The following is a 16697-nucleotide window of genomic DNA, read 5'->3' as shown; positions in this document are numbered from 1 at the left end:
CCATGTCCGTAACGTTACACGAACGCCACCCTGACCGGGCTGAGCGCAATTTTACTCTGAGTACCACCCTGGGTCTGCTGCGTAGCGTCAGTGAGGCTTTTGGCCCCACCGGCGGTGCCGCCCTGATCTATTCCATCACCGCCCTGCTGTTGTGCCTGACAAGAGGCCTGCCCGATCCGCGTGTCCTGCCCCGTCGCTATCTGCTGGTGGGCGGCAGCCCTGGCCCGGGCGCTTTATAACAATGTGACACGCCGTTATGCATGCGGTAGCAACGGTGTTTCACTGTTTTTTATCGTCACCGCGCTGGCGCGCTGGCTTAAATTTGCGTTCGGCACACAGCAGGAAGCGATGCACGTCAGCGCAGCCGCGCTGGCGCAAGTGCTGTTCGTGGGTGCCTCTACCGCCGTGGCCTACTCTGCCTGGAACGACGGCATTCAGCAGGGAAATTTGCCCCTGCTGGCGACCGCCTCCTGTTTTACGCCCGTGCTGTCCGCCTTGCTGGCCACCTTATGGCTGGGCCTGACACCGCCCGCCAGCTTCTGGCAAGGTGTTGCCCTGATCACCGCAGGCTCGCTGATCGGCTGGCGGGCAACATACCGGTTATGAATCTGAGGCTGGCGATCATTTAACCTGCCTGTTATGCTGTATGGACAACCAGTATAGGGAGTTCGTTTTGGCAAGACGTGCAGCAACCCACCGCCTCGAATTTGATGCGGCAGCGATTTATGAATACCCGGAACATTTGCGTGAATGGCTGGAAGGCTTGCCCAACCTGCCCGGCGTGTATACCTTTCATGGCGAAAGCGACACGCTGCCGTTATACATTGGCAAAAGCGTTAACCTGCGTTCGCGCGTCATGTCTCATTTCCGAACACCTGATGAAGCCAAAATGTTGCGCCAGTCGCGACGCGTTAGCTGGATCCCCACGGCGGGCGATCTCGGCGCGTTGCTACTGGAAGCGCAGATGATTAAAACTCAGCAGCCGCTCTTCAATAAACGCCTGCGCAAAAATCGCCAGCTCTGCTCGCTGCAAATTACGCCCGAAGGGAAAGCACAGGTCGTGTATGCGCGCGATGTCGATTTCAGTCAGTCGCCCAACCTGTTTGGTTTATACCGCAGTCGCTTCGCTGCCCTGGAACGGCTGAAACAGCTGGCCGATGAGTATCAGCTTTGCCACGGCTTATTAGGTCTGGAAGCACTGAGCCCCAGCCGGGGCTGTTTCCGCTCAGCGTTACGCCGCTGTGCGGGTGCCTGCTGCGGCAAAGAGTCCGTGAGCGATCATCAGGACCGACTGTTGGCGGCGCTGGAAAACGTCCGCGTCTTCTGCTGGCCCTGGCAGGGTGCGGTGGCGCTGGTGGAAGAAGGGAAACAGATGACGCAGATTCATGTCATTGACCACTGGTTCTATCTGGGCTCAGTTGACTCGCTTGAAGAAGCCAGACGGCTGAAACGGGGTAAAGGCGGGTTCGACCACGATGGTTATAAGATCCTGTGCCGTCCGGTGCTGTCCGGCCAGTATCCGGTCATTCCGCTCTGAACCGCCTGCTGACGGCACAAAAGGCGGACAGATGGCGACCTGCAGCGCAACCCTGAGTTGACCGCGTGACGCGACAGAACCGCCCTTTTCCTTAACCGCCTTCCCGCTGGCGCGCGTGCATAAAAAAACCGCCGACACTGCCCACGCAACGTGGACAAGGCCGGCGGTCTCAGACCGGTTTTAGTGATTAACCCGAAGCTTATTCAGCAGGGGCCGGAGCCGCTTTGTCATGCATCGGGCGTTTTTCAGTCAGATGCTTTTCAAAATTCGCGTTGTACTGCTTTTTCTGCTCTGGCGTCAGTACGTTGTACAGTTTGTTCTGGGTTTCCATCATTGCCACTGCGTTCGCTTTGGCGTTGGCGGTCATTTTCTCCGCCTGGGCTTCGGCCTTCGCTTTGTCGAAGCTGTCAGAGACGATAATCGCATGGTTAGCGCGACGCTCTTCGATTGACGGGCGCTGCATCTCGCCACGGCCCGCTTTCATAATTTCATGCATTTTTGTTTTTTGTTCTGGCGTCAGATTCAGTCCGCCAAACATCATGTCCATCCCACCCCGGTGCATCGGCTTGTGCATCGGTTTCTCACTGCCTGCTGGCGGTGGCGTCAGGTTATCCGCTTCGGCATGCACTACAGATGCCGCACCAAATGCCAGGGTAGAAGCCAGTAACAGAGAAGTCAGTTTACGCATAACAGTGTCCTTTTTTACTTGTTCACTTTCGTTACGACAGCGCGCTGTCGCGTCTTCGGAAACAAGCATACGACGTTGAACGTCAACTACTGCGAGTGAGCGTAAAAGCGTGAAAGCACAAAAGTCATATTTCAGCCGATCATGGAGGGAATAAGAAGAATGGCGTCAGGAATTGCAAAAGAGTATGAATAATCAGGAAATTTCGGATAAATCGTGGAGAATTGTAATGCCTTTAGCAGTAAAGCGGAAGGTCTCTTCCGCTCTTTTTTTAAACTGCGCGGTGAGACCGTTCAGAGAGGTAACGCCTGAGTCTGCTCGCTCTCTTCAATCAGCATTAAACCCGCCCGCAATCCCAGCGCGACATGGGGATTGGGAAAGAGCACGTATTCCCGCGCCTGCTGGACAAAGTAGCGCGTCTCGCCATCCTCAGCTAACAACGCCCCCTGCGGAAACGCGGTAAAATTTTTCGTGTCATCCGGCATATGCAGCTGAAACGCCTCACTTAAGCGCGTGATCTGCTGGCAGACCCGATAACGGCGCGGGCGAACGGCGGGCTCAGGCAATGTTTCACCATACAGCAGAGCAGCCAGGGCCTGAGACGCGGCGCTGAACTGCGACAGATCGTTTTCGCCAAACGGCCGCGCCTGCCCCAACTCCAGGGTGCAGCTGGCTGCGCCAAAATGTTCGCAGCTGAAATGGGTAAAGGTGCCCCCCGGCGAACGATGAAATACCAGCGCCTCCAGACCGGCTGCGCCCAGCCAGTGCAAAAACGCGTCCGGCCAGGGACGCGGATTATGCGGTAGTACGCCAAAGCGGGGATGGTAAGAGCCGCGCAGTGCCGTATGCATATCCAGGTGCCAGCGGGTTTCGTCACATGCCCCCCGCTGCCAGAAGTTTTCCAGCGTTTGTTCCAGCCGCAGCACCCGCCGCGCTTCATCGCCATCATCAATCTGCTGCCAGCGGCCACCAAACAGTCGGTTAATGTCACAGGTCACATAACGCTTCCCCGCGCGCAGCGCCGAAGGATTACCTAACACCACCAGCATACGCTGCTGAAGTGGTTTTTCGCCCCGGAGTAAAGGCGTGATGAGCTGATTAAGGATTTCAACCGGGGCGGTTTCATTTCCGTGAACGCCCGCAGAGAGTACCAGCGCCTGGTTAACCGGTGCCTTTGGCTCCATAAGCAAAAGACCATGGTATAACCACTGCCAGCGAAGATGCGCCGTCTCACCGCTACGCAAACGTGGCGCTTCACCCGACAGCGTTTGCTGCAAAAAGTCCTGCATCGTTTCTCCTTAAAAGCGGAAGCGGGCAACCCTGACGGCACCACCTGCTTCACTGCTGAAATGTATACACATTTCCTAAGTCTAGCAGCCTGGTCAATTCATCAAGGGCAACCCGCCCTTCTTCCAGTAATTGCGGATCGCCTAAATCGCTTTGCGTCAGCCTGTCGCGATAGTGCTTATCGACCCACCGGTTCAGCGTGGCGAACACGTGATCGTTCATCAGCACCGCCGGGTTAACGGCCTGGCGCTCCTCGGGGGTTAATACCACGCGCAACCGCAGGCAGGCGGGGCCGCCACCGTTGTGCATACTTTCCCGCAGGTCAAACACCTGCAGGGACTGTAACGGACCGCCGCCTTCCACCTGTTCACGCAGGTATTCCCAGACGCCGGGATGCTGGCGCGACTCTTCCGGCAGCACCAGCATCATGCTGCCATCCGGGCGCGTCAGCAGCTGGCTGTTAAACAGGTAGGTACTGACGGCATCCTGCACGGAGACCCGGGCTGTTGGCACCTCCAGGGCGACAAAACCCGGCACACGGTCGCGCAGTTGCGCCAGTAAACCGGGCTGATCAACAAAAGCCTGCTGATGGCAAAACAGCAGCTGCTGATTGCTCACGGCAATGACATCGTTATGGAAAACGCCCTGATCGATGACCGCCGGATTTTGCTGCGCAAAAATGACTTTTTCAGGCGAGAGCTGATGCAGGCGGGCGACCGCTTCACTGGCTTCACGGGTTTGCCGGGCCGGGTAGCGTCGGGGGGCCGTATCAGACTGGCCGTCGCGACCATAGATAAACAGTTGTACACCCGCGTCACCATAGTCGCCGCCCAGACGGTTATGGTTGGCCGCCCCTTCATCGCCAAACCTGGCCACCTGCGGTAGCGCATCATGCACAACAAAATGTCGCGGATCGCGAAACAGCGCTCGCAGCAGAGCGGCCGTTTGCGGGGCTTCAATGGAACGGTGAAATTTGTTGTTGAGATTCGCGACGGTGAAATGCACCCGACGGTCAGCGCTGTCGGCTGAGGGTGATACCGTTGCCGCATTGGCCACCCACATCGCCGAGGCCGAGCTGGCGGCTGACAGTAACGCGGGGGCCGTTTTATGGGCTTTTTCCAGGACCTGCGCATCGCTGCCGCTAAAACCCAGCTGACGCAGCACGGCAATGCCGGGCCGCTCATGCGGCGGGATCACGCCCTGAACAAATCCCATGTCGGCCAGCGCTTTCATTTTCAGTAAGCCCTGCTTTGCCGCCAGCCGCGGATTCGACGGCTGGTGTTGATGGCGCGTCGAGGCTTCGTTACCGAATGACAACCCCGCGTAATGGTGCGTCAGTCCGACCAGCCCATCAAAGTTGGCTTCTGTGGCTTTCATGGGCGACCTCCTTGCGGTGAAAAATCCAGGCCCGGTGACAGTGTTGCCGGAAGCGTAAGCTGCGGCGATTCCAGCGAGGCCATCGGCCAGGCACAATAGTCTGCGGCATACCAGGCGCTGGCGCGATGGTTACCCGAGGCGCCAATCCCGCCAAACGGTGCCGTACTGGCAGCGCCAGTCAGCGGCTTATTCCAGTTCACAATACCGGCACGCGCTTCCAGCAACAGCTGGTCAAACTGCTCGCGGGAAGGTGAAATTAACCCGCACGCCAGGCCGTAACGCGTCTGGTTAGCCAGTTGAATCGCCTGCGGATAATCGTCGTAACGCATCACCGCCAGTAGCGGGCCAAATACTTCTTCATCCGGCAAATTGTCTACCGCGGTCACGTCAATAATGCCGGGCGTTAACAGCGCCTGTTGCCGGTTGGGCCAGCGCATTGCCAGCAGTATCTTGCCGCCCGCCGCGACGCGCTGCTGCCATTCGGCATAAATTTTTTCGGCAGCGGCGCAGGAGATCACGCTGCCCATAAAAGGTTGCGGATCGGCGTTCCAGGCGCCGGGTTGCAACCGCCCGGCCACCTCAACCAACCGTGTCAGGAAGGCATCACCGGCCGCGCCCCGTTTGACCAGTAAGCGGCGCGCGCAGGTACAACGCTGGCCTGCCGTGATAAAGGCTGACTGAATGGCGATATGCACCGCCCCGTCGATATCCGCGGGATCGTCCACGATCAGTGCATTGTTACCGCCCATTTCCAGCGCCAGCATTTTTTCAGGCTGCCCGGCAAACTGGCGATGAAGCTGATAACCGGTATGTGCGCTACCGGTAAACAGCAGGCCGTCAATGCCCTGCTCAGCCGCCAGCGCCTGGCCGGTTTCACGTCCGCCCTGCAGCAGTCCCATGACGCCATCTGGCAGGCCCGCCTCCCGCCACAGCTGTACCGTTCTCTCAGCGGTGGCCGGCGTCAGCTCGCTGGGTTTGAACACCACACAGTTACCGGCGAGCAAGGCGGGCACAATGTGACCATTCGGTAAATGGCCCGGGAAATTATACGGGCCGAATACCGCCAGCACGCCATGAGGACGATGACGCAGGGCATTTTCGCCCTGTTGCTGCTCCCCGGTGCGAGCGTGATAGGCTTTAACGGAAATCGCAATTTTGTTGATCATCGCGGTCACTTCCGTCAGCGCTTCCCAGCGCGGTTTCCCCGTTTCCTGCGCAATGCAGTCGGCCAGGGCGGTTTTATGGTTCTCGAGTTGTACCGCGAAACGTTCAACGATGGCCTGACGGGCGGCAAAAGGCTGTCTTGCCCACGCCGGAAAGGCCGACCGGGCCGCCTGGCAGGCCGCTGTAACCTGCTCCGATGAAGCCGCGCACCCCTGCCACAGCGTGTCGCCGCTGACCGGGTCCTGTTTGGAAAAGTGATCTGACTCGCCAGCGAGCCACTGTCCGTTAATCAGGTGCGTCATGCCTTTTTCTCCTCACTACACAGCGTCACTACGCGCAGGCTGTCACCCGGCTGGCACTGCAACGCCTGTAACTGTTCGTCATTAAGCTGAATATGTTCAGCGCTCGGATCGACCGGTATGAGTGCGACACGAAACCGGTGATAATCGGTGTTGGCGACCAGACAAAGTGGCGCATCCTGCCGGGCCTCGCCTTTTCGTGCCGTCAGTAACCGACTGTCCCGCACGGCGCGGATGTCATCAATGTCACATTCCAGCGTCGGCCCGCCATCAAAGATGTCAATATACTGGCGGTAGCGGAAACCCTCCGCCTCCAGTACCGCCCGTGCAGGCGCGGTTTTAGGATGGACCTGACCAATGACGGCCTGCGCTTCCGGGGTTAAATAGTGCAGATAAAGCGGGTGCTTGGGCATGAGTTCCGCAATAAACGTTTTCTGCCCGGTACCGCTCAGAAAATCGGCTTTGCGAAATTCCATCGAGAAAAAGTGAATGCCCACGCTGTCCCAAAACGGGGAATGCCCCTGTTCATCGCTGACGCCGCGCATTTCGGCAACCACCCGCGCCATAAAGCAGTCGCGAAAGTTCGCCATAAACAGAAAACGGGACTTCGATAACAGATAACCGTTTTTACCGTCACGATAGTCGGGATCCAGAAACAGCGTGCAGAGTTCGCTACTGCCTGTATGGTCATTGCTTAATGACAGTGTCGGCAACGTGGCGTACACGTTCAGCTCTTTTGAGGCATGCACCTGTGTGCCGACCCGAAAGTTGTACCAGGGTTCCTGTAGACCTACAGCCACCTCAATGGCGCAGATCCCCACCGCGCGATTGTCCTGGCTGTCAGCCAGCACAAACACATAGCCCTGTTCAGCACGCGGCAGCGTGCCCTGCCAGGTATGCAGCGAGCGTTCGATTCGGGCCTGTAGCGTGGCGCTGTCAACCGGCAAGGAGGTCAGTCCGCCGCCTGTTTTTGCCGCCAGTGCCATCAGCTGACTCAGATCATCCCGCTCGACCGGACGAATCACCATCATGATGCCTGGCCCTTAAACAGCTGTTCACAGGCCTGGGCAAAGCGCGCCATACCGGTCTTTACTTCCTGTTCGCTGATATTCAGCGCCGGCGCAAAACGCACCACGTTAGCCCCGGCGATCAGTACCATAACGCCCTGTTCAGCGGCGGCGAGGTTGATCTGTTTGGCTTTCCCCGCAAAGTCGTCGTTCAGTACGGCCCCAATCAATAACCCTAACCCGCGCACCGTTTTAAACAGATGCAGACGTTGATTGAGGTCATTCAGCGCCGCCACAATCCAGTCATGGCGCATCTTCACGCCGTCCATCACTTCAGGCCGGTTAATCAGTTCCATGACTTTCCCTGCCACCGCGCTCGCCAGGGGATTACCGCCATAGGTTGTGCCATGCGTGCCCACGCCCATCACCTGCGCCAGGTCTTCACGCGTTAACATGGCACCGATGGGAAACCCACCGCCCAGCGCCTTGGCACTGGTCAGGACATCCGGCGTCACGCCATAGTGCATATAGGCGTACAGCGAGCCGGTCCGGCCAACGCCGCTCTGCACTTCATCGAAAATCAGCAAGGCCTGATGTTTATCGCACAGTTCACGCAGGCCGCGCAGAAACGCGGGCTCTGCCGGAACAACACCGCCTTCGCCCTGAACAGGTTCGACAATGACGGCACAGGTCTGATCGGAAATCAGTGCGGCAGCAGACGCAAGATCGTTAAATTCCGCGTGCTGAATATCTGCCGGAAGTGGCGCAAAATCTTTTGAATAGGCAGGCTGCCCTCCCGCAGAAACGGTAAACAGCGTGCGGCCATGAAAGGCATTTTTAAATGCGACGATGCCGCTTTTATGGTTACCAAACCGGTCATGTGCCACTTTTCGGGCCAGCTTCAGCGCCGCTTCGTTTGCCTCTGCCCCGGAGTTGCAAAAGAACACACGGTCAGCAAAGGTGGCATCGATCAGGTGTTTCGCCAGACGTAAAACGGGTTCATTGGTATATCCATTGCCTGTATGCCACAGACGTGAAGCCTGCTCCTGAAGCGCCTGCTGAAGCGCGGGATGCGCATGGCCCAGTGCATTAACGGCGATACCGCCGGCGAAATCGATATAGTCTTTTCCCTGCTGATCCCAGACGGTTGAGCCCTCTGCGCGGACCGGTACAAAACTGGCGGGTGCATAAACCGGCATCATCCAGTGATCAAAATCATGACGCGAAACCTGCAGTGGCATAGTCCTTCTCCTGTACCCCAGGGGTAATCTGTTTGTTTGTTAAATGTTAAGAATGTAAAGACTCGTCCTACGATAGATTGCAGATAGCGTGCCAGCCAAGGACTAAAATGCATAAAATGGAGCGCATAACCAATTATCAATAACTTACGAGTGGCGCCTATTCATTTAAAATGCATAAATAGTGAATAATAGTCTGAGGAAGACGGGATAGTAGCGTTTTTTATAGCGGAATTATGCAACGGCGATATGAAATATTGCTTTTGTGATCGCTGATAAATTATTTGTTTAAAAGCGTGCAAAGTGCGCCTCACAATGGGGCGCTTGCATGGTTGTTGTGCATAAAAAAGAAAAATGCCGTGGTCGGGATGAATAAACTCAAATAAAAAATAAAAGAAAGGCTGAAAATAACGCATTCACGACGCCATAATTATTATTTATTCATCTGTTTTATTATTTTATTTCCTGGGTGACTATCAGGAAGTTAATAACCCTTTGCCAGGCCAGGTCGATTATTAATATGCAGACTAATGGTATGATCGCTACCTTTTAAGATTATTTATTAACCAGATACGGGTGATTATTTCACCACACCTACTGGCATTTTTATTTTTTTGTCATGCTGAATAAGGCGGGCGAGCAACACCAAACAAGCCACTGTTATATATGATATTTTATTCTTTTCATTGGCAGATAAATCATAAGAAAAAACAATAACACCGGGTAAACACTACTCAGCAATGGCGATTTTATCGTTTAGTTCCCTGAATACACAATTAGTTACACTTATTGCGCTAGGCTGGATTAACAATTTGTGTCATTTTCTTTTCACCCCACCAGAGGGGTAAATAATAAGACAACCACAGGGTAAATAATAAATGATGAAGCGCACTTTAGTGGCGGCATTAATGCCGTTACTGATCGGCCTGCCGACTGCTCAGGCTGCACAAATTTATAATAAAGACGGGAATAAGCTGGATTTAACAGGCAAGGTCAACGTCATGCGTCTTTTTTCTAAAGACGATTCGAATAATGGCGACTCCAGCTACACTCGTATCGGTTTCAAAGGTGAAACCGCCATCACCGATCAACTCACCGGTTATGGTTTCTGGCAGTATCAGTACAGTCTGTCTAACTCTGAAGGGTCAGATGCCAACAACACCAACAAAACCCGTCTGGGTTATGCCGGTCTGAAATTTGGTCAACTGGGTTCACTGGATTATGGTCGTAACTATGGCCTGGTCTATGATGCACTGGGCTATACAGACATGCTGCCGGTATTTGGTGGTGACTCCGCTAACACCGATGCCTTCCTGAGCCTGCGTTCAGGCGGTTTGCTGACCTGGCGCAACAAAGATTTCTTCGGTCTGGTTAAGGGCTGGAACGTCGCGGCGCAGTATGAAGGCAAAAACGACCGTACCAGCACCACGGATGCAGGTCTGGAAGTCCGTCGTTCGAATGGCGATGGTTATGCCCTGTCAACATCCTATGACTTTGACTTTGGTCTGAGCTTTGTCGGCTCCTTTGCCAGCCTGAACCGCATTACGGCACAGAACAGCGCGGTCTTTGGTCGCGGTGATAAAGCGCAGCTGTGGGCAACGGCCGCCAAGTACGATGCTAACCAGATTTACCTGGCCGCAATGTACGGTGAAACGCTCAACGCCACCCCAATCAAAGTGGGTAATTCTTCGGGCTTTGCGAATAAAACGCAAAATCTGGAACTCGTGGCTCAGTATCAGTTCCTGAACGGCTTCCGTCCTTCCGTGGGTTATGTCACATCGAAAGCGAAAGATGTCGAAGGGATTGGCGACGGTGACCTTTACAAGTACACCTCTGTGGGTGCCACCTACTACTTCAACAAAAACATGTCCGTCTATGCAGAGTACAAATTTAACCTGTTGAAGAAAAACAATGCGCTGGGCAGAGCAACAGACGATATTACTGGCGTCGGTCTGACCTACCAGTTCTAAGCGTTACCCCCTCATTGTTAAACGGCCCGGCCTGTGTCTGACGGGCCGTTTCTCTTTACCCCGTCCTCTCAGCTCAGGCGATAGTGACAGTCCGGCTGCATCGGTTGGGGCAGATCCTTCTCTCCCGACATTTCCCGCAAATTGATTTCTATGTTGATGCAGATAGCATCCATCGGCAGATGGTTATTCTTATAGCCAAACGGCATTTCCAGCTCTTCCGCCAGCGTATCGAGTGACAAAAAGGTGTAGGAAATAAACATCGACACCAGCGGCGTCATCGCATGCAGGTCCGGCGCCAGCGCAAACGGCAGCAACGCACAAAACAGATAAACGGTACGCCGTAGCAGCAAGCCATAGGCAAACGGCACCGGCATGCTGGCCAGCCGTTCACATCCTCCCAGCACTGCCGCAATCTGGTTGAGGTTGTTGTCAATCGTGCTCCAGACAATATCGCTGATTACCCCTATTTGTCGCTGCTTTGCCAGCCACTGCGACAATTGCAGATGCAGCATATTTGCCGCCGAGTGCTGGCCCAGCAGCACCTCGGCCTCGCTGCCCAGCAGGCGCGTCAGGTCGTCACGTGCATCCGTATGACGGAGTTGATGTTTCAGACTGGCACAGAATGCCAGCAGCATGGCCTGCACCCGCTCCGCATCTGCCGGACAGAAGGCAATAACCTGACGCAAAATATTACGGCAGGCAATCAGCAACGCCCCCAGTAACAGGCGGGCCTCGCTGAATCGCGCATAGCAAACGCTGTTACGGAAACCCAGAAAGATAGCGATGGAGACGCCCAACAGGCTGAACGGCGCCAGCGTGAGCTTAATGCCCAGGGTTTCATACCAGTCCAGCAACGCCAGGGCGAGCAGCGACATTAACAGGTTAAGAAACAGGCGGAACAGGATATCGGGCAGAACAGAGCCATGCCAGGCAAACAGGCGGATAAACCAATGGTTAGGTGGTCGAAGAATCATGGTGTGCAGATGAATGGATATTTTTGCCGATTCTGCGAGTGTGCGTGTGCTTTTACCAGTGAAAAAGTGTGACAAAAATCACACTTTATTGTGACGTTAGTCGCTGAAGCTCAGCGGATCGGTAACCGGCGAGCGCGCGTCCCCCTGTTCCGCGGGCGGCTCATCCAGCGACAACGGCGGCTGGACCCTGAGGGTGATCCAGTTGGACGTCACGCGCTGTTGTTTACTGTCTTCGACCGTAACCGACAGATGGTAAGTATTGCTGGCTCCTGGCGTGCTGTCCCACGGCGGCACAATCACGCTCCAGCCGTCCGTTGCACTGTTGTTCGGAGGAGCAGTCAGACTCAGCGCCGCCGTGTCGCCCTGCCAGCTCAGCCCCTTAATCGCATGACTGGCGCGTACCTGCAGCTTAAGTGGAACGCTCTCGCCCGGATTAAGCTGCCATGGCGGCGTCGCCAGAAACACGGAGAGGGTTTTGCGCTGCCGGTAAGCCATTACCGGCGTTTGGCTGCGCGTGACGGTATCGTAGCGACTGCCACGCAACGAACGCATCTCGGCGACGTTACTGGCATCCAGCTGGCGGCTTAAAGCCACGCCAAAACGGTAATTCAGTTTCAGCCCAACCTGATCCTGGGTCTCGCCGGCACTGCTGGTTTTGTGGCTGGCCGTGAAGGTCACCAGCGGCACGGGCGTGTAAGACAGCCCGAGCGAGAGTGCCGCCGGATTGTGGTAGCGATTACCGCTGTTAAACAGATCAACCTTTTCACCCAGATACTGCTGATAACTGAATGACACGCCCAGTTGACGGTAAAAAGGAAGATAGCTTTGAGTGGTGATGTCGTAACCTTCGGCCATGCGGTATTGCTGGCTGCTGTCACGATTGCGCCATCCTGAAAGCGGATGATAGTAATTAGCGGAGAGCCGCAGGTTGTTGCTCCAGGCTTCCGTTCCCACCGATGCGCGCTGGAGGCCGCTGCGAAAACTGCGATCGATAAAACTGTTGTAGCCTAACAGCCAGTTGCCCAGATCCCAGCGCTGGCCCAGTCCCGCATTACCGACCACCCCTTCCACCGTATCGTGCAGACCAAGCTGACTAAACGTCAGATAGCGGTTTTCATCGGCCAGCGGACTAAACAGATTACCGCCGGTCCCGTCAAAATTGCCGTCCATGTCAACTTTCAGGTCGAATTCTGCATTACCGTAGGGAGAGAGCAGCGACTGCCCTTCCGTTTCCACCCGCGTCGCAACTTCGTCACGCAGATGATTAAACGCCCACTGCCCGGCCTGCTGACCAAAGGTCACATCGCTGCTGCTTTCACTGGCTTCTGCAATGCTTTTCGCCGCCTTCGCCAGTTTTTCACTCCACTGATGATCCTCCTCGACATGCCCCAGCGACGGAAGGTCGTCAAGCGACTGCCGGAAACGAGCGGGATCGCCAAACGGGGTGGCAGGAATCTGACTGTCGGCTTGCAGCGCACGAACAGGGGCGGCGGCGAAGGCCGTCATGACAGTCAACGCGAGGAGAACAGGTCTGTAAATCACATCATCAGGTCCGGGCATAAACATTATCAGGTGGTTTCTCAACGAGAATGACAAAACCAGCGCAGACTATTTTAGCATAATGTGACACAGATTAATGATTTGAAGCGATATTTGTGCTAAGCGAAGCGGCAAACCCCGCATGAAACGGGGTTAAGATAACCCTTCACCGACGTAACGCGCCGGGGAAAACATCAGGAGAAAATCAATCCGCCGTCCACATTGATCGTTTGCCCGGTAATATAGCGCGCATCATCCGAGGCCAAAAACGCCACCAGCCCGGCCACATCCTGCGGCTGTCCGGCGCGCTTCAACGGAATTGTGTCGACCCACTCCGCCATCAGTTCGCCTTTGCCATAGGTTTTCTTATCGCTGCTGAGAATGGCCCCCCAGGCCCGATCGTTGTAATCCCACATTTCACTTTCAATAATGCCCGGGCAAAACGCATTCACGGTAATGTTCCAGCGCGCCAGTTCCAGTGCCAGACTTTGTGTAATACCGATTACCCCCATTTTACTGGCGGCGTAATGCGGCGTGTAGATAAAGCCTTTGCGTCCCTGGCCGGAGGACGTATTGATCAGGCTGCCGCCGTTTTGCTGCACCATGTATTTGGCCGCCTCACGACAGCACAGCCAGACACCGGTGGTATTGACGGCGAGCACGCGCTCGAAATCGCTTTTCGGCAGCGCATCAAACGCATCAATGGTGATAATCCCTGCGTTTTGAATCGACACGTCAATGCCGCCAAAACGTTCTGCGGCCTGCCGATACAGGCGTTGTACCTGCGCTTCATCCGTGATATCCGCCTGCAGGGCCAGGATAGCGGCCCCGGTGGCGCGAAGACTGTCGGCCGTGGCAAATACCCGATCAGCATTGGAGACCATCACAAGGTTTGCGCCGTCCTGGGCAAAGCGGGCGGCGATGCCGGCACCAATCCCGCGGCAGGCGCCGGTGATCACCACGGTTTTTCCACTAAAATTGCGGTTCATGCTGCTCCCCTGTTATCCATGACTGATATCAGCCCGTGGCGTGACCGGCTGCTTTTTTTCATGACGACGCAGCAGTATCACTTTGCTCTGCAGGCGCTGCTGGAACTGGTCAATCACCACGGCGGTCACTATCACCACGCCCTTGATCACCATTTGCCAGAAATCACTGACGCCCATCATGACCATGCCGTCGGCCAGAAAGACGATAACAAAGGCCCCGATGATTGAGCCGGAGAGACGACCGCGCCCCCCCGCCAGCGCGGTACCGCCCAGTACCGTGGCACCGATAGCATCCATTTCAAACATATTGCCGGTCATCGGATGCGCAGTCTGTAACTGGGAGGCAACGATCAGGCCGACCAGTGCAGCACACAGGCCCGAAAAGGCATAGACGAATACTTTCACTTTAATAATCGGCACACCGGCCAGCCTTGCGGCCGGTTCATTGCCGCCCGTCGCATAGATGTAGCGGCCAAGCGGCGTTTTACGGGTGAGATAAAGGCCAAGCAGCAGGAAGCCGATCATCAGCCAGATCGGAATGTACACGCCCAAGAAGGTGCCCGATCCTAACCACGCGAAGCCGGTGTTGCCTAACGCAGGCAGGCCCACCAGGTTGGCATAGGTCGCGCCATCGTTAAACAGCAGCGCCGCGCCGCGGGCGACATACATTACGCCCAGGGTACAGATGAAGGGGGCGACGCCCAACCGGGTAATTATCGCCCCGTTAAGGATGCCCACCAGCACACCAAACAGCGCTACCACCAGAATCACCTCCGGCACGTTCAGGAAGAGCCGGTTCCCGTCCCATAACGGGATGCCTGCGGTCAGCAACGCCCCCGCGACCATACCGCAGATACCGGCAACCGCGCCCACCGAGAGATCAATGCCGCCGGTCAGGATCACCAGCGTCATGCCAATCGCCAGCAGGCCGGTAATCGCCACATGCTGCGTCATGATCAGTACGTTAGAGGGCGTCAGAAAATTCGGCACCATGACGCTAAAGAAACCGACGACGATCAGTAAGGCAATAAAAGTACGCGCCTTGAGCAAATACATATAAAGCAGATATTTTTGGTTCATGGAGTTCTCCGGCACCTCAGGCTTGCGGGGTTGACGCGCTAATCAGTTTTTCGCGCGTGGCATCCGCGCGGGGAAGATCGGCAGTAATACGGCCGTCGGCCATCACCAGAATGCGATCGGCCAGCGCCATGACCTCATCCAGTTCAGACGACGAAAACATGACCGCCAGCCCCTGTTGCGCCAGCTGACCAATCAGGTGGTACACATCGGTTTTGGCGCCCACATCAATGCCGCGCGTGGGTTCATCGAGCAGGACGACCTGAGGACCGGTCATCAGCGCTTTGCCCAGCACCACTTTCTGTTGGTTGCCGCCGCTCAGCGAGGTGATGGGCAGTTCGCTGTCGCTGACTTTAATGGCCAGCTGCCGAATCATCTCATTCACCCGCTGCTGCTCCCGTTCAGGGTTTACGAGGCCCAGCGCGCGTCGAAACCCGCGCAGGCTGAGATCGGACAACGTCATGTTGGCGGTGATCGACATCAACCCCACGATGCCTTCGCCCTTGCGATCCTCCGGCACCAGCGCAATACCACGCCTGAGCCGCTGCTGAAAATTACAGGTATCCAGTCGCTGCTCACCCAGACAGATATGCCCGTCCTGACAGGGCTGTAGCCCGATCAGACCTTTAAACAGCTCCGTTCGCCCGGCACCCAGCAGACCATAAATCCCAATCACCTCGCCTTTGCGCAGGCTAAAACTGACTGCATTCAGGCGGTAACCGCCGTTCTGATGCAGCGCCGTCAGCCCGTCGACTTTCAGTACCGTTTCGCCCTGTACGGCAGGCTGATAGTCGAAATGTTTTGTCTTGTCGCCCACCATTTGCGCAATGATCCAGGGCACGCTGGCCTCGCGCACCTCCCGTTCCGCAATAAAGCGCCCGTCCCGGAAAATGGTGATGTGGTCGCCAATTTCCATCAGTTCTTCCAGCCGATGGGAGATATAAATGATGGTGACGCCACGTCGCTTGAGTTGCTCAATCACGTTGAACAGCACTTTGACTTCCGACTGACTCAGGGCGCTGGTGGGTTCGTCCATGATCAGCACGCGCGTGTCCTTTGACAGCGCCCGGGCGATCTCTACCAGTTGTTGATGACCAATGCCCAACTCATCCAGCGGCGCACAGGGATCGACGTCCAGCTCCAGCCGCTCCAGCAGCGCCTGGGCCAGCTGATACTGGTACTTTTCATTGATGACGCCGCGCTGAAAGAATTCGTTGGCGATAAAGATGTTGTCCATCACGTTCATATTGGGGAACAGGTTCAGTTCCTGAAAAATAATGCTGATGCCCAACTTCTCAGCCTGATGAGTGGAACTGAGCGTAACCGGCTTGCCATCCAGCCAGATTTCACCTGATGAGGGCGTTTCAACCCCCGCCAGCATCTTCATCATGGTGGATTTGCCTGCGCCGTTCTCCCCGATCAGCACATTTACTTTGTTGCGATAGACCCGATAATTGACCTGATCCAGCGCGGTCACACCGGGATACACGCGTGACAGGCCACGCGTTTCAATAATGACGTCGTCTTGCGGTTGCGCTTCAGGCATGATCACCT

Annotated in this window: 13 protein-coding genes and 1 pseudogene; 3 read left to right on the top strand and 11 right to left on the bottom strand. The window is 55.9% G+C overall.

Annotation, left to right across the window (positions count from 1 at the left end):
- Positions 1–30: 30 nt before the first annotated feature.
- Together RAC65_RS00560 and cho are read left to right on the top strand one after the other, a co-directional pair.
- Positions 31–606 (top strand): annotated as a pseudogene (locus tag RAC65_RS00560) (EamA family transporter).
- Between the two features lie 67 nt (positions 607–673).
- The gene (cho, locus tag RAC65_RS00555) at positions 674–1537 is read left to right on the top strand and encodes an excinuclease Cho (protein ID WP_375096235.1); all 864 of its coding nucleotides are present in this window, start codon (positions 674–676) and stop codon (positions 1535–1537) included.
- A gap of 199 nt (positions 1538–1736) precedes the next feature.
- Here cho and spy read toward each other — a convergent pair whose 3' ends face one another.
- The 6 genes from spy to RAC65_RS00525 form a co-directional block, all read right to left on the bottom strand.
- A complete protein-coding gene (gene spy, locus RAC65_RS00550) occupies positions 1737–2225 on the bottom strand; it encodes an ATP-independent periplasmic protein-refolding chaperone Spy (RefSeq protein ID WP_375096234.1) in 489 nt (162 codons plus the stop codon).
- A 290-nt stretch (positions 2226–2515) separates the two neighbouring features.
- A complete protein-coding gene (gene astE / locus RAC65_RS00545; RefSeq protein ID WP_375096233.1) occupies positions 2516–3511 on the bottom strand; it encodes a succinylglutamate desuccinylase in 996 nt (331 codons plus the stop codon).
- A gap of 49 nt (positions 3512–3560) precedes the next feature.
- Positions 3561–4886, bottom strand: coding sequence for an N-succinylarginine dihydrolase (gene astB / locus RAC65_RS00540; protein WP_058708706.1), 1326 nt, complete (start codon positions 4884–4886; stop codon positions 3561–3563).
- Complete coding sequence (gene astD / locus RAC65_RS00535; RefSeq protein ID WP_164481858.1) at positions 4883–6352, bottom strand: succinylglutamate-semialdehyde dehydrogenase; 1470 nt, start codon at positions 6350–6352, stop codon at positions 4883–4885. The genes astB and astD overlap by 4 nt, the downstream gene beginning before the upstream one ends.
- Complete coding sequence (gene astA / locus RAC65_RS00530) at positions 6349–7380, bottom strand: arginine N-succinyltransferase (RefSeq protein ID WP_033741105.1); 1032 nt, start codon at positions 7378–7380, stop codon at positions 6349–6351. The genes astD and astA overlap by 4 nt, the downstream gene beginning before the upstream one ends.
- Complete coding sequence (locus RAC65_RS00525) at positions 7377–8597, bottom strand: aspartate aminotransferase family protein (protein ID WP_058701716.1); 1221 nt, start codon at positions 8595–8597, stop codon at positions 7377–7379. Before RAC65_RS00525 ends, astA begins: the two co-directional genes overlap by 4 nt.
- A gap of 875 nt (positions 8598–9472) precedes the next feature.
- On the opposite strand from RAC65_RS00525, the gene RAC65_RS00520 reads away from it, so the two are divergent.
- Positions 9473–10564, top strand: a complete 1092-nt coding sequence (locus RAC65_RS00520; RefSeq protein WP_058701715.1) for a porin — start codon at positions 9473–9475, stop codon at positions 10562–10564.
- A gap of 68 nt (positions 10565–10632) precedes the next feature.
- Here the strand turns inward: RAC65_RS00520 and RAC65_RS00515 are convergent, their stop codons facing one another.
- From RAC65_RS00515 to RAC65_RS00495, 5 genes are all read right to left on the bottom strand, one after another.
- Positions 10633–11538, bottom strand: a complete 906-nt coding sequence (locus tag RAC65_RS00515; RefSeq protein ID WP_033741099.1) for a bestrophin family protein — start codon at positions 11536–11538, stop codon at positions 10633–10635.
- Positions 11539–11634: 96 nt separating this feature from the next.
- Positions 11635–13107 (bottom strand): YchO/YchP family invasin, encoded by a 1473-nt coding sequence (locus tag RAC65_RS00510; protein ID WP_058701738.1) that lies wholly within the window; start codon positions 13105–13107, stop codon positions 11635–11637.
- Positions 13108–13271: 164 nt separating this feature from the next.
- Positions 13272–14066, bottom strand: a complete 795-nt coding sequence (locus RAC65_RS00505) for a glucose 1-dehydrogenase (RefSeq protein ID WP_058701714.1) — start codon at positions 14064–14066, stop codon at positions 13272–13274.
- 12 nt (positions 14067–14078) lie between these two features.
- Complete coding sequence (locus tag RAC65_RS00500) at positions 14079–15146, bottom strand: ABC transporter permease (protein WP_054633914.1); 1068 nt, start codon at positions 15144–15146, stop codon at positions 14079–14081.
- Positions 15147–15162: 16 nt separating this feature from the next.
- A complete protein-coding gene (locus tag RAC65_RS00495) occupies positions 15163–16689 on the bottom strand; it encodes a sugar ABC transporter ATP-binding protein (RefSeq protein ID WP_058701713.1) in 1527 nt (508 codons plus the stop codon).
- Positions 16690–16697 lie beyond the last annotated feature (8 nt).

This window comes from Pantoea sp. BS_8 (assembly GCF_041954965.1).
In the GTDB taxonomy this organism is placed as follows: domain Bacteria; phylum Pseudomonadota; class Gammaproteobacteria; order Enterobacterales; family Enterobacteriaceae; genus Pantoea; species Pantoea stewartii.
Note: the sequence above shows the minus strand (reverse complement) of the source record. Positions and strands in the feature narration are given on the sequence as shown.